The organism is Pseudomonas hamedanensis, from assembly GCF_014268595.2.
GTDB lineage: Bacteria > Pseudomonadota > Gammaproteobacteria > Pseudomonadales > Pseudomonadaceae > Aquipseudomonas > Aquipseudomonas hamedanensis.
In genome coordinates this window covers 4554497-4567564 of record NZ_CP077091.1, presented here as the reverse complement: position 1 = coordinate 4567564, position 13068 = coordinate 4554497, and the positions used below count along the sequence as shown (strand labels likewise).

Below are 13068 nucleotides of genomic sequence, written 5' to 3'. Positions count from 1 at the left end.
TTCCTACGGTTTTTTTGAAGTTGCTGTTTGCAGATAGTGGTCTGCAACGTCCAGCATTCGGTTGGCAAAACCCCATTCGTTGTCGAACCAGGCCAGGATGTTCACCAGCCGTGGGCCGGAAACGCGGGTCTGACTGGCATCGACGATGGCCGAATGTGGGTCATGATTAAAATCACAGCTGGCGTGCGGCAACTCGGTGTAGGCCAGCAGGCCTTTGAGCGGGCCGTTGCTAGCGGCTTCGCGCAGGATCCGGTTGACCTCGTTGGCGTCCGTCGCTGTGGCGGTCTGCATCGTGATGTCGAGGCAGGACACGTTGACGGTCGGCACGCGCACGGCTTTGGCCTGAATTCGCCCGGCAAGTTCCGGCAGCAGGCGCTCGATTCCGCGCGCCAGACCGGTGGACACCGGGATCACCGACTGAAACGCCGAACGGGTGCGGCGCAGGTCTTCGTGATGATAGGCGTCGATCACCGGTTGGTCATTCATTGCCGAATGGATGGTAGTGATCGATACGTAATCCAGGCCGATCGCCTTGTCCAGCAAGCGCAACAGCGGCACGCCACAGTTGGTGGTGCAGGACGCGTTGGACACCAGCAGCTCGTCGCCGGTCAGGCAGTCCTGATTGACGCCGTAGACGATGGTGGCGTCGACATCCGCTTCGCTGGCCATCGGCTGCGAGAACAGCACCCGCGGCGCGCCTGCATCGAGAAAGCGCTGACCGTCTTCGCGGGTGTTATAGGCACCGGAGCATTCAAGCACCAGATCGACGCCCAGCGACGCCCAATCGATGCCTTCGGGGGTGGCACTGCGCAGAACCTTCACGCAATCGCCATTGATATGCAGACAATCGCCCTCTACACGCACCTCGCCAGGGAAGCGACCGTGAGTGGAGTCGAAGCGTGTCAGGTATTCGATGCTGGCCATGTCGGCCAGATCATTGATCGCGACAATTTCAAACCCGGCCTTTTCGCCTCGCTCGAACAATGCCCGCAAGACGCAACGACCAATGCGGCCGTAGCCGTTGAGTGCAACTTTGTAGGGACGCGGTTGAGGCATGGGGTTCTCGATTACCGTGGTGAATCAGAAAGCTCTTTATTGCCTGAACCGACGCTATCGCGAGCAGGCTCACTCCTACATGGGACATAAACCCCTGTAGGAGTGAGCCTGCTCGCGATGGCGCCAGCCCAGACAACTCAACTGTCAGACTTAGTCTTCCAGCAGTTCTTCAGCCTGACCGAGGATGTTTTCCAGGGTGAAGCCGAACTCTTCGAACAGTGCCGAAGCCGGCGCCGACTCACCGTAGGTGGTCATGCCGATCACGCGACCTTCCAGGCCCACGTACTTGAACCAGAAGTCGGCGTGGGCCGCTTCGATGGCGATACGTGCGCTGACTTGCAACGGCAGCACCGCCTGTTTGTACTCCGCATCCTGAGCATCGAACGCGCTGGTGCATGGCATCGACACCACGCGCACCTTGCGGCCCTGTTCGGTCAGTTTGTCGAAGGCCTGAACGGCCAGACCGACTTCCGAACCGGTGGCGATCAGGATCAGCTCAGGCTCGCCTGCGCAGTCCTTGAGTACGTAACCACCACGGCTGATGTTGGCAATCTGGCCGGCATCACGTTCCTGGTGCTGCAGGTTCTGCCGCGAGAAGATCAGCGCCGACGGGCCGTCCTTGCGCTCCAGGGCGTTTTTCCAGGCCACCGCCGATTCCACGGCATCAGCAGGACGCCAGGTGTCGAGGTTCGGTGTGCTGCGCAGGCTGGTCAGTTGCTCGATCGGCTGGTGCGTCGGGCCGTCTTCGCCCAGACCGATGGAGTCGTGGGTGTAGACGTGGATCACGCGCTTCTTCATCAGTGCCGACATGCGCACCGCGTTGCGCGCGTATTCCATGAACATCAGGAAGGTCGCGCCGTAAGGCACCAGACCGCCGTGCAGGGCAACGCCGTTCATGATGGCGGTCATGCCGAACTCGCGCACGCCGTAATACATGTAGTTGCCGCTCGCGTCTTCAGCGTTGACGCCTTTACAGCCTTTCCACAGGGTCAGGTTGGAGCCGGCCAGGTCAGCCGAACCGCCGAGCATTTCCGGCAACAGCGGGCCGAACGCATTGAGGGTGTTCTGGCTGGCTTTGCGGCTGGCGATGGTTTCGCCCTTGGCCGCGACTTCGGCGATGTAGGCCGAGGCTTTTTCCGAGAAGTCGGCCGGCAGTTCGCCGCTCAGGCGACGGATCAGCTCATTGGCTTCGGTCGGGAACGCTGCTGAGTAGGCAGCGAAACGCTGATCCCACTCGGCTTCAGCGGCGCGACCTTTTTCCTTGGCGTCCCACTCGGCATAGATCTCGGCCGGGATTTCGAACGGGCCGTAGTTCCAGTTCAGCGCCTGGCGGGTCAGGGCGATTTCCGCGTCACCCAACGGGGCGCCGTGGCAATCTTCCTTGCCCTGCTTGTTCGGCGAGCCGAAACCGATGGTGGTCTTGCAGCAGATCAGCGTCGGCTGCGCGCTCTTGCGCGCGGTTTCGATGGCGGTCTTGATCTCTTCAGGATCGTGGCCGTCGACGTTGCGGATGACCTGCCAGTTGTAGGCTTCGAAACGCTTCGGCGTGTCATCGGTGAACCAGCCTTCGACTTCGCCGTCGATGGAAATGCCGTTGTCATCGTAGAAGGCGATCAGCTTGCCCAGGCCCAGCGTGCCGGCCAGGGAGGCCACTTCGTGGGAAATGCCTTCCATCATGCAGCCATCACCGAGGAATACGTAGGTGTGGTGATCAACGATGTTATGACCAGGACGGTTGAACTGCGCGCCCATGACTTTTTCCGCCAGCGCGAAACCGACGGCGTTGGCCAGCCCCTGACCCAGCGGGCCGGTGGTGGTTTCGACGCCCGGGGTGTAACCGAATTCCGGGTGGCCCGGGGTGCGGCTGTGCAGCTGACGGAACTGCTTGAGGTCGTCGATCGACAGGTCGTAACCGGTCAGGTGCAGCAGCGAGTAGATCAACATCGAACCGTGACCGTTGGACAGCACGAAGCGGTCACGGTCGGCGAACGATGGGTTGCTCGGGTTGTGCTTGAGGTAGTCGCGCCAAAGCACTTCGGCGATATCTGCCATACCCATGGGGGCACCGGGATGGCCGCTGTTGGCTTTTTGCACGGCATCCATGCTGAGGGCACGAATGGCGTTGGCACGCTCACGACGGCTAGGCATCGCTGATCTCCTGGGTGTGAATAGATTGAAACGGAAAAAAGGAGGGCATTTTCCCTCACCCAAGCGCCTCGGGGCAATGACAGATAGTCATCGGCAGGCGTTTTTCCCATGGTTGGCGACGGTTTCGACAGGTGAAACCTTTCCGCTACGGGTTTGTAGAGTTAACCGTTTCGTGAGAAGTGCCATTTATCGAGCAATATCAAAACTTTTTGATATTGACCTTGCGATGCTTTCTCGCCGTCACTAGACTGCGGCCCTATGAATTTACGCGTGCCTTCCATTCGCCACGACGATTGCGACGAGCTGGCGGCCCTGTGCAAGGCCGGCGGCGATCCGCTGCGGCTGAATGTCTTGCGCGCGCTGGCCAACGATTCGTTTGGTGTATTGGAGCTGGCGCAGATTTTCGGCATTGGCCAGTCGGGCATGAGTCATCACCTTAAAGTGCTGGCGCAAGCCGATCTGGTAGCGACACGCCGTGAAGGCAACGCGATTTTTTACCGCCGCGCCCTTCCGCACACCGAATTGCTCGGCGGCAAATTGCATGCTGCATTGTTAGAAGAAGTCGACAATCTGGCTTTGCCGGATGACGTGCAATCACGGATCGAGCAGGTCCATGGGCAACGTGCTGCCGCCAGTCAGGACTTTTTCGCCCGGGTTGCGGAGAAATTCCGTGCCCAGCAGGATTTGATCGCCGGCCTGCCGCAGTACCGCGATAGCGTGCTGGCCCTGCTCGACAAGCTGAATTTCAATGGCGCTGCCACGGCCATCGAAGTCGGCCCCGGTGACGGCGCTTTTCTGCCCGAACTGGCGCGCCGCTTCCACGCTGTGACGGCACTGGACAACAGCCCGGCGATGCTCGAACTGGCGCGTCAGGTCTGCGAACGTGAACAGCTGGCTAACGTCAGCCTGCAACTGGCCGATGCATTGAATGGCTCAAGCCTTCAGGCCGATTGCGTGGTGTTGAACATGGTGTTGCACCATTTCGCCGCCCCGGCCGATGCGCTCAGGCACATGGCCGACCTGCTGCAACCGGGCGGTAGCCTGCTCGTGACAGAGTTATGTAGCCACAACCAGAGTTGGGCCAGGGAGGCCTGCGGTGATCTTTGGTTGGGGTTTGAACAGGACGATCTGGCCCGTTGGGCCACCGCTGCGGGACTCGTTCCCGGGGAAAGCCTCTATGTAGGCTTACGTAATGGTTTCCAGATTCAGGTTCGCCACTTTCAGCGACCGGCTGGCGACACTCACCATCGGTAAATTCAGGAAAACATCGAGATGAGCGAATACTCCCTCTTCACCTCCGAGTCCGTGTCTGAAGGACATCCGGACAAAATCGCCGACCAGATTTCCGATGCGGTGCTGGACGCCATTATTGCCCAGGACAAACACGCCCGCGTGGCTGTGGAAACTCTGGTCAAGACCGGCGTGGCCATTGTTGCCGGTGAAGTGACCACCAGCGCCTGGGTCGACCTGGAGCAGATCGTTCGTGACGTGATCTGCGACATCGGTTACACCAGCTCCGAAGTCGGCTTCGACGGCGCGACCTGCGGCGTGATGAACATCATCGGCAAGCAGTCCCCCGACATCAACCAGGGTGTTGACCGTGCCAAACCTGAAGATCAGGGCGCCGGCGACCAGGGCCTGATGTTCGGCTACGCCAGCAACGAAACCGACGTGCTGATGCCAGCACCGATCACCTTCTCCCACCAACTGGTGCAGCGCCAGGCCGAAGCGCGCAAGTCGGGCCTGCTGCCTTGGCTGCGTCCGGACGCCAAGTCGCAAGTGACCTGCCGTTACGAAGGCGGCAAGGTGGTCGGTATCGACGCCGTGGTTCTGTCGACCCAGCACAACCCTGAAGTGTCGTACAAAGACCTGCGCGAAGGCGTGATGGAGCTGATCGTCAAGCACGTACTGCCTGCCGAACTGTTGAGCAAGGACACCCAGTTCCACATCAACCCGACTGGCCAGTTCATCATCGGCGGTCCGGTAGGCGACTGCGGCCTGACCGGTCGCAAGATCATCGTCGACAGCTACGGCGGCATGGCCCGTCACGGCGGCGGCGCGTTCTCCGGCAAGGATCCATCGAAGGTCGACCGTTCGGCTGCCTACGCTGGCCGTTACGTTGCCAAGAACATCGTCGCGGCCGGCCTGGCCGAGCGCTGCGAGATTCAGGTTTCCTACGCGATCGGTGTAGCCCAGCCTACCTCGATCTCGCTGAACACCTTCGGCACCGGCAAGATCAGCGATGACAAGATCGTCAAGCTGGTGCGTGAAGTGTTCGACCTGCGTCCTTACGCCATCACCACCATGCTCGACCTGCTGCACCCGATGTACCAGGAAACTGCAGCCTACGGCCACTTCGGTCGTGCACCGCAGACCAAGACCGTGGGTGAAGACAGCTTCACCACGTTCACCTGGGAAAAAACCGACCGCGCCGACGCCCTGCGTTCTGCCGCTGGCCTGTAATTCCCTGGCTGCATAAAAGCCCCGCACGGTTCGCGCCGTGCGGGGCTTTTTTACGCCTGAATACAACCTTTCATTCACGCCGGCCTCCTGTGGGAGCGAGCCTGCTCGCGAAGGGGCCCGCACTCGCAACATGAATTCGGCAAACCGGAAACACCTCGAAAAACACCCACACACCGCATTGCAAATCCTCACCTACCCTTCAAACATTCCCCTTGAGCAAGGACGCTCACAATGCTCTTCACGCTGCGCTTGTTATTGGTTTTCCTGCTGGCACACATCGCACTCGCCGCCCACGCCAACTGTCCCAACTGGCCCCGCCCACAAGCCCAACGCGAAATCACCACCCTGCAAAACCAGATCGACCAATGGAACGACGCCTACCACCGCGAAGGCCGCTCACTGGTCGCCGACGAACTTTACGACCAGGCCCTGTCGCGGCTGAGCGAATGGCGCAACTGCTTCCAACAACCCTCATCACAGCAGCCTTTGCGCTCGGCGTCAGGCTCGGTTGTACACCCGACCCCACACACCGGCCTGGATAAACTCCATAAAGCCGAGGAGGTGGATCGCTGGATGCGTGATCGCCGAGACGTCTGGGTGCAACCCAAAGTCGACGGCGTTGCCATCACGTTGATCTATCGCCAGGGAGTATTGCAGCAGGCCATCAGTCGCGGTGACGGTGTCAGCGGCCAGGACTGGACCGTCTCCGCGCACAGGATCGCTGCCATTCCACAACGGCTGACACAGCCACAAAACCTGCTGGTGCAGGGCGAGCTCTACTGGCGACTGAACGACCATGTGCAAGCGCAATCGGGCAGCGTCAATGCCCGCGCGACGGTCGCAGGTCTGATGGGGCGAAAATCCCTCACGGCCGAAGACGCCGCCGGGATCGGCCTGTTCGTCTGGGACTGGCCGCAGGGCCCTTCAAATCTGCCTGAGCGATTCTCCGCACTGGCGGCGCTGGGGTTCGCCACAACCGAGCCGTACACCCATCCGATCCGCGAGTTTGCCGATGCGCAAAAATGGCGCGAGCACTGGTATCGCTCACCGTTGCCGTTTGCCAGTGACGGTGTGGTGCTGCGCCAGAATCAGCGCCCGCCCGCCGAACGCTGGCAGGCACGCGCACCGTACTGGGCGATCGCCTGGAAATATCCATTTGCCCAGGCGCTGGCTGAAGTGCGCAAGGTGCACTTCAAGGTCGGCCGAACCGGACGTATCACCCCGGTGCTGGAGCTTGTGCCGGTCAAGCTGGACGATCGTGAAATCAGACGAGTCAGCGTCATCTCGCTCAAACGCTGGCTGACACTCGACGCGCGTCCTGGCGATCAGGTGGCAATCAGCCTGGCCGGCCTGACCATCCCGCGACTCGACAGCGTGGTGCTGCGCGCCAGCGAGCGAGCCGATCTCTTCGTCCCCGGCGCCAGTGACTACCACGCCTTGAGCTGCTGGCAACCGACGCCCGGATGTGAGACCCAGTTTCTCGCGCGCCTGACCTGGCTCAGTGGCAAGCAGGGCCTGGCCATGCCGCATGTCGGGCGCGGCACCTGGGAGAAACTTCTCGAAACAGGCCGTCTGAACAACCTGCTGGATTGGTTGACCCTCGATGCGCCAGAGCTTGCTAACATTGCCGGCTTCGGCGAGCGCAGCAGCGCGCGCCTGATGCACAGTTTTCATAGCGCCCGGCAACAGCCGTTCGCTCAATGGTTGAAAGCGCTGGGCCTGCCACCAACCGGGCAGGCCCGACTCCCCGATTCGTGGCAGGCGCTGGTACAACGTGACACCGAACAATGGCAGGCAGAAGCCGGCATCGGCCCGGGGCGCGCGGCGCAATTGCGTGCATTCCTGCGCGATCCGCAGGTGCTGGCCTTGAGCGAAACCTTACACGCCGCCGGAATCGACGGTTTCTGAACATGCACGCCCGGCACGCCGGGAACCCACGGCGGACAAGGCGCTCCAACTGCGCAGTGCCTGACCAGCCGATTGCCTTTGCACATGGAGCTATTATGAAATTTCTCACACCGCTCGCCCTGCTGACCCTTTGCGGCGTAATGGCCGCCCCGGTAATGGCGGAAGAAGACGGCCCGGGCCTGACCGGCTGCGCGGCCAAGAAGCAGGGCATCATCAATCAGATCGAACAGGCCAAGTCGCGCGGCAACCTGGAGCAGCAGGCAGGCCTGGAAACCGCGCTGCGTGAAGTGACCGAGCACTGCACCGACGCCGGTCTGAAGAAAGAACGCGAAAACAAAGTGCTTGAGGCCAAGCATGAGGTGAGCCAGCGTCAGGCCGATCTCGACAAAGCCATGAAGAAAGGCGATCCGGAGAAGATCAACAAGCGCAAGGAGAAGCTGGCCGAGTCGCGCAAGGAACTGCAGGAAGCGCTGGACCAGATCGACAAGTGACCGAAGCCCCTGTGGCGAGGGGATTTATCCCCGTCCGGCGGCGAAGCCGTCGCAAATTCGGCTAGTCGCGTCTGACTGAAAAAACTCGGCTGTATGGTTTTGGGGCTGCTTCGCAGCTCATCGGGGATAAATCCCCTCGCCACAAGGTACTCAGCAGCGTCAGGAGTCAATGATCGCGAAACTGTTTATGGCAAGCACTGCAGGCATCTTCAACTTTCTGCACCGCCGGCCCGAGATTGCTGGCCTTGTACGGTTGAACCTGACTGGCGAGCACCAATTCGCCAGTGGCCGCTTCAAGAGCGCGGGCCATTTTCTGAAACTGTGCCTGCTTGCGCCAGACATCGTCGGTGGCACTGGTGTGGTCTTCCTCACGCACCTGCGGGAAATGCTTCCACGGTTCATGGGACAAGGCATCAAGCTTGACCGCACCTTCGGCAAATTTCGGCCCGTCGAACGGGATGCGTCCGCGCAACATGCCACCCAGCTCTTCGCTGGTCTTGAGCATCTGTTTGAAGATGGCCTTGCGCTGGCCCAGCGGGGAATTCGGATCGACGCCGCCACAGGCGGACAAGCTCAGGCAGGCCAGCAATACAACAGCAATTCTTTTAAGCGTCATGGTGGCTTCAGGTCACGGAAATCGGCGGCCAGTATCCTCGCGTCACCGCCAAACACCAATAGCCCTATTAAAAATACGGGTTGCCGGAGCGCAGGGAGCACTCGGGTAACCGGCACAGGAATCACTCCATGAACAGCCGTCTCAAGGCCTGGCGTCATCCGCTGATCGCCACCCTTCCCCTGCTGGCGGTTCTCGCCGGCTGCACCGGCGGCGACAGCGCCAAGCCGACAACCCATGCGCTGGCCACCTATTCCAGTGCAACGTGGGAAGCCCTGCCGGCGGTATCCGACAACGACCTGGTTGCCGGTTTCGGCTCATGGCGCAGCGCATGCACGCGCCTCAAAGCCGATGCGGTCTGGGGACCGACCTGCGCCGCAGCGGTCAACGTGCCGCAGGATGCCGAAGAAATTCGCGCATTCCTCAAGCAAAACCTTGATGTCTACGGCCTGCGTGCCGAGCACGACAACCCCAATGGCCTGATCACCGGCTACTACGAACCGGTCTACCCCGGCAGCCTGACGCCAACCGAAACGGCGAACGTGCCGGTGTACGGCGTGCCCGAAGACATGATCATCGTCTCGCTGGACAGCATCTACCCGGAGCTGAAGGGCAAGCGCCTGCGCGGACGCCTCGAAGGACGCGTACTCAAGCCTTACGACGATGCGGCGACCATCGAATCCAAAGGCGTGAACGCGCCAGTGGTGGCTTACCTGACCGACCCGATGAATCTGCAATTTTTGCAAATCCAGGGTTCCGGCCGGATCCAGACAGAGGATGGCAAACAGCTGCGCATCGCCTACGCCGACCAGAACGGCCACCCGTACCGGCCGATCGGCCGCTGGCTGGTCGAGCAAGGCGAGCTGAAGAAAGAAGACGTGACCATGAGCGCCATCAGCAATTGGGCCAAGGCCAACCCTTCGCGTATTCCGGAACTGCTGGGCAGCAACCCGAGCTATGTGTTCTTCACCCGCAACCCGGACAGCAACGAAGGGCCGCGCGGCTCGCTGAACGTGCCGTTGACCGCAGGCTACAGCGCGGCGGTGGATCGCAAAGTGATTCCGTTGGGCAGCCTGTTGTGGCTGTCGACCACGCGTCCCGACGGCACGCCGCTGGTGCGTCCGGTCGCGGCACAGGACACTGGCGGCGCGATTGCCGGCGAAGTCCGTGCGGATCTGTTCTGGGGCACCGGGGATGCGGCCGGGCAACTGGCCGGGGATATGAAACAACAAGGCCAGATCTGGATGCTCTGGCCTAAAGGCGCGGCGTTGCCGCAAGTGCCGCAAGTCGCGGATACGCCGAAGGCAAAACCTTAATATATTCGGCGTCTGACCGATCGTCTTCGCGAGCAGGCTCGCTCCCACATCGGGATGCGTTCCGAATGTGGGAGCGAGCCTGCTCGCGAAAAGGCCGGCAGCAACACCCAATATTCACATAGACACAAAAAAGAACGAAGCAATCAACCCCATCCCCACAAACCATACCAGCGACCGCAGAATCGCCCAGTCCGCCAGGTAGCAGATGACGTACAGCAGGCGACTGGTGATAAACAGCACCGCCAGTACATTCACCGTCACCAACTGTGCCGTCCCCACCAGATGCGCAACGATCACCGCCACAGCAAACGCCGGAATCACTTCAAAACTGTTCAATTGCGCCGCATGTGCCCGCCGCGCCAGACCGTTGAGACTCTCCATAAAGTCCCGCGGGTCATGATTGTCACTTAACCGGTAGCCACCCACGGCCTTGGCTATGCCTGTGCAGACATAGGGCAGAAAAATCGCGATCAACACACACCATAGAGCCACCGTCATAACGCCGTCCTTTTTTCGAGTTATAAAATTCGCGAGTGGTCAGAACTTCATCACCAGCATGCCGATCAGCACCAGCCCACAGGCTAAGAGCCGCGGGCGGCCAAAAGGTTCTTTGAGGTAGCGCATTCCGAACAGCACCACCAGAATCACACTGATTTCGCGCAACGCTGCTGCTTCGGCGATCGACCCCAACTGCATCGCCCACAGCACCAGAGCGTAGCTGAACAACACGCAAAACCCGACGGCCAGCCCGAGTTTCCATTGCTCGCGCCAGAACTGCAGGAACGCCGGGCGCCGTGCAACCCACGCCAGCAGCGGAAACGGCCAGGCGCTGAGCAGCGTGACCCAGACCAGATAATCGAGCGGGTGCGACCAGCGCCGCAGCGCCTGCCCATCAATGTAGGTGTAACAGCCGATGCACAAACCGATCAGCGCCACCACCGGCAGCATCGACCACGGCAAGCGCCCGCCGCCGCCACCCTGCCACAGCAGACAGACCATACCGAACGGGATCAGCATGATTCCGAAGATCTGCTGGGTGGTCAGCACCTCACCGGCGAAGATCAGGGTCAACGCCAGCACCACCAAAGGCGACAGCCCGCGCATCAGCGGATAGACGAGGCCGAGATCGCCCACGCGATAAGCCTGAATCAACAGATAACGATACAGCAGCTCGAACGCCGCTGAAGCGAGAATCCAGGGCCAGATCTGCACGGGCGGCAGACTCACGAAGGGCAGCGCGAGGGCGACAAACAGCAGCGCCACGGTGTCCATGCACGCCACCACCAGCAACCGTTCGGCGCTGAATTTGATCAGGGTATTCCACGCCGCATGCAGCAGCGCCGCCACCAACACCAGAGCTGTCGCCAGCACAATTGACCCCTTTATTTTTATTAACCCCTGTAGGAGCTGCCGAAGGCTGCGATCTTTTGACCTTGCCTGTAAAAAATCAAAAGCAAAAGATCGCAGCCTTCGGCAGCTCCCACAGTGGACATCCGAAAATCCGAAAACCGATTAGTCAGATTATTGATTCGCGATGTGTCAGCAGCTGTTTATACTGCAAGCAACCACGCCGCACTCAGCTACACACCGAAAAATTCCAATAAAAGCTGCCTGCTCCCGCTCCTCCACGAACGGTCGCTGGCACGCGTATGCCTGATCAAAGCGTCAAGACTACCGACAGAGACCTTGCGCATGCCACTCGCCTTGCTTGCCCTTGCTGTTGCCGCGTTCGGCATCGGCACCACTGAATTCGTCATCATGGGCCTGCTCCCCGATGTCGCCCGCGACCTCGCGGTGAGTATTCCGCACGCCGGCCTGCTGATCACCGGTTACGCCCTGGGCGTGGTGTTCGGTGCGCCCATCCTGGCGATCGGCACGGCCAACATGCCGCGCAAGGCAACACTGCTGGGCATGACGCTGATGTTCATCCTCGGCAACGTGCTGTGTGCGCTGGCACCGAACTACGCCACGCTGATGGCCGCGCGCGTGGTTACCGCGTTGTGTCATGGCGCGTTTTTCGGCATAGGCTCGGTGGTTGCCGCCGGGCTGGTCGCGCCGAACAAACGCGCCCAGGCGATTGCCATGATGTTCACCGGCCTGACCCTGGCGAATGTGCTCGGCGTGCCGCTGGGCACTGCACTGGGCCAATACGCCGGTTGGCGTTCAACCTTCTGGGCAGTGTCGGTGATCGGCATCATCGCCGCGCTCGCGCAATGGCTGTGGTTGCCGAAACACATCGCCATGGACAAAGCCAACCTCGCCAGCGAGTTCAAGGTCCTGGGCAAAGCCAACGTGCTGCTGGCGCTGGGCATGAGCGTGCTGGCCTCGACCAGCCTGTTCAGCGTGTTCACCTACATCGCGCCGATCCTGCAGGACATCACCGGCGTCAGCCCCCACGGCGTGACCGTGATGCTGCTGTTGTTCGGCGTTGGCCTGACCGCTGGCAGCATGCTCGGCGGGCGTTTGGCCGATAGCCGTTTGCTGCCGTCACTGGTCGGGGTGGCATTGGCGGGGGTGGTGGTTCTGGCCGCCTTCAGTCAGACCAGCCGCTCGGTAGTTCCGGCCGCGATCACCTTGGTGCTGTGGGGGATTTTCGCGTTTGCGCTGTGCCCGATCCTGCAACTACTGATCATCGATCAGGCCCATGAAGCGCCGAATCTGGGTTCGACCCTGAACCAGAGCGCGTTCAACCTCGGCAACGCGGCGGGCGCATGGATTGGCGGCCTGGTTGTGGCCAGCGGCGCGGATCTGGCGGACCTGCCGTGGACCGGGGCGCTGGTCGGCGTGCTGACTGTGCTGACGGCACTGTTGTTCATTTACCTGCAACGTCGGCGAGCGACTGCGGTCAATGTGTCCGACTGAGACCTCTGCGACCACCCACCTGTGGCGAGGGGATTTATCCCCGCTGGGCTGCGCAGCAGCCCCAAAACCATTCAATCGGGTCTTGTCAGAATAACCGATAAACCGGGTTGCGACGGCTTCGCCGCCGAGCGGGGATAAATCCCCTCGCCACAATGAACTGTGTTGTATCCCCTGCCGCTGTTGGCCCATCCAACCCCTGCGACCAGACTCC

The 13068-nt window shown here is 61.0% G+C and carries 11 protein-coding genes; 6 read left to right on the top strand and 5 right to left on the bottom strand.

Translation table 11 applies throughout. The features are described from left to right. Positions 1-3: 3 nt before the first annotated feature. Together epd and tkt are read right to left on the bottom strand one after the other, a co-directional pair. On the bottom strand, positions 4-1056 hold the full coding sequence (gene epd / locus HU739_RS19900) for an erythrose-4-phosphate dehydrogenase (RefSeq protein WP_186549313.1): 1053 nt from the start codon (positions 1054-1056) through the stop codon (positions 4-6). 150 nt (positions 1057-1206) lie between these two features. After that, positions 1207-3204 carry a transketolase gene (gene tkt / locus HU739_RS19895; protein WP_186549315.1) on the bottom strand — a complete coding sequence of 666 codons (1998 nt, stop codon included), beginning with the start codon at positions 3202-3204 and terminating at the stop codon, positions 1207-1209. 258 nt (positions 3205-3462) lie between these two features. Between tkt and HU739_RS19890 the strand changes: the two genes are divergently transcribed. The 4 genes from HU739_RS19890 (at position 3463) to HU739_RS19875 (ending at position 8066) form a co-directional block, all read left to right on the top strand. Next, positions 3463-4458 carry an ArsR/SmtB family transcription factor gene (locus HU739_RS19890; RefSeq protein ID WP_186549317.1) on the top strand — a complete coding sequence of 332 codons (996 nt, stop codon included), beginning with the start codon at positions 3463-3465 and terminating at the stop codon, positions 4456-4458. Between the two features lie 18 nt (positions 4459-4476). Then, on the top strand, positions 4477-5667 hold the full coding sequence (gene metK / locus HU739_RS19885) for a methionine adenosyltransferase (protein ID WP_186549319.1): 1191 nt from the start codon (positions 4477-4479) through the stop codon (positions 5665-5667). A 231-nt stretch (positions 5668-5898) separates the two neighbouring features. Beyond that, the gene (ligB, locus tag HU739_RS19880; protein WP_186549321.1) at positions 5899-7575 is read left to right on the top strand and encodes an NAD-dependent DNA ligase LigB; all 1677 of its coding nucleotides are present in this window, start codon (positions 5899-5901) and stop codon (positions 7573-7575) included. A gap of 95 nt (positions 7576-7670) precedes the next feature. Next, positions 7671-8066 (top strand): DUF1090 domain-containing protein, encoded by a 396-nt coding sequence (locus HU739_RS19875; protein ID WP_186549323.1) that lies wholly within the window; start codon positions 7671-7673, stop codon positions 8064-8066. Positions 8067-8232: 166 nt separating this feature from the next. Here HU739_RS19875 and HU739_RS19870 read toward each other — a convergent pair whose 3' ends face one another. After that, positions 8233-8682 (bottom strand): c-type cytochrome, encoded by a 450-nt coding sequence (locus HU739_RS19870; RefSeq protein ID WP_186549326.1) that lies wholly within the window; start codon positions 8680-8682, stop codon positions 8233-8235. Between the two features lie 128 nt (positions 8683-8810). On the opposite strand from HU739_RS19870, the gene mltA reads away from it, so the two are divergent. Further along, complete coding sequence (gene mltA, locus HU739_RS19865; protein WP_186549328.1) at positions 8811-9995, top strand: murein transglycosylase A; 1185 nt, start codon at positions 8811-8813, stop codon at positions 9993-9995. A 114-nt stretch (positions 9996-10109) separates the two neighbouring features. Here mltA and HU739_RS19860 read toward each other — a convergent pair whose 3' ends face one another. Further along, positions 10110-10493 carry an MAPEG family protein gene (locus tag HU739_RS19860; RefSeq protein WP_186549330.1) on the bottom strand — a complete coding sequence of 128 codons (384 nt, stop codon included), beginning with the start codon at positions 10491-10493 and terminating at the stop codon, positions 10110-10112. Between the two features lie 39 nt (positions 10494-10532). Beyond that, positions 10533-11366 (bottom strand): EamA family transporter, encoded by an 834-nt coding sequence (locus HU739_RS19855; RefSeq protein ID WP_186549332.1) that lies wholly within the window; start codon positions 11364-11366, stop codon positions 10533-10535. Between the two features lie 321 nt (positions 11367-11687). Here HU739_RS19855 and HU739_RS19850 point away from each other — a divergent pair, with 321 nt between their 5' ends. Beyond that, entirely contained in the window at positions 11688-12857 is a 1170-nt protein-coding gene (locus tag HU739_RS19850; protein WP_186549334.1) for an MFS transporter, read from the top strand. The last annotated feature ends 211 nt before the right edge of the window (positions 12858-13068 follow it).

Bases quoted from the DNA above. Each gene is read 5' to 3' on its own strand.
- HU739_RS19890 (WP_186549317.1), top strand. From the start codon at position 3,463: ATGAATTTACGCGTGCCTTCCATTCGCCACGACGATTGCGACGAGCTG.
- mltA (WP_186549328.1), top strand. From the start codon at position 8,811: ATGAACAGCCGTCTCAAGGCCTGGCGTCATCCGCTGATCGCCACCCTT.
- HU739_RS19875 (WP_186549323.1), top strand. From the start codon at position 7,671: ATGAAATTTCTCACACCGCTCGCCCTGCTGACCCTTTGCGGCGTAATG.
- HU739_RS19870 (WP_186549326.1), bottom strand. From the start codon at position 8,682: ATGACGCTTAAAAGAATTGCTGTTGTATTGCTGGCCTGCCTGAGCTTG.
- HU739_RS19860 (WP_186549330.1), bottom strand. From the start codon at position 10,493: ATGACGGTGGCTCTATGGTGTGTGTTGATCGCGATTTTTCTGCCCTAT.
- HU739_RS19850 (WP_186549334.1), top strand. From the start codon at position 11,688: ATGCCACTCGCCTTGCTTGCCCTTGCTGTTGCCGCGTTCGGCATCGGC.
- tkt (WP_186549315.1), bottom strand. From the start codon at position 3,204: ATGCCTAGCCGTCGTGAGCGTGCCAACGCCATTCGTGCCCTCAGCATG.
- epd (WP_186549313.1), bottom strand. From the start codon at position 1,056: ATGCCTCAACCGCGTCCCTACAAAGTTGCACTCAACGGCTACGGCCGC.
- metK (WP_186549319.1), top strand. From the start codon at position 4,477: ATGAGCGAATACTCCCTCTTCACCTCCGAGTCCGTGTCTGAAGGACAT.
- ligB (WP_186549321.1), top strand. From the start codon at position 5,899: ATGCTCTTCACGCTGCGCTTGTTATTGGTTTTCCTGCTGGCACACATC.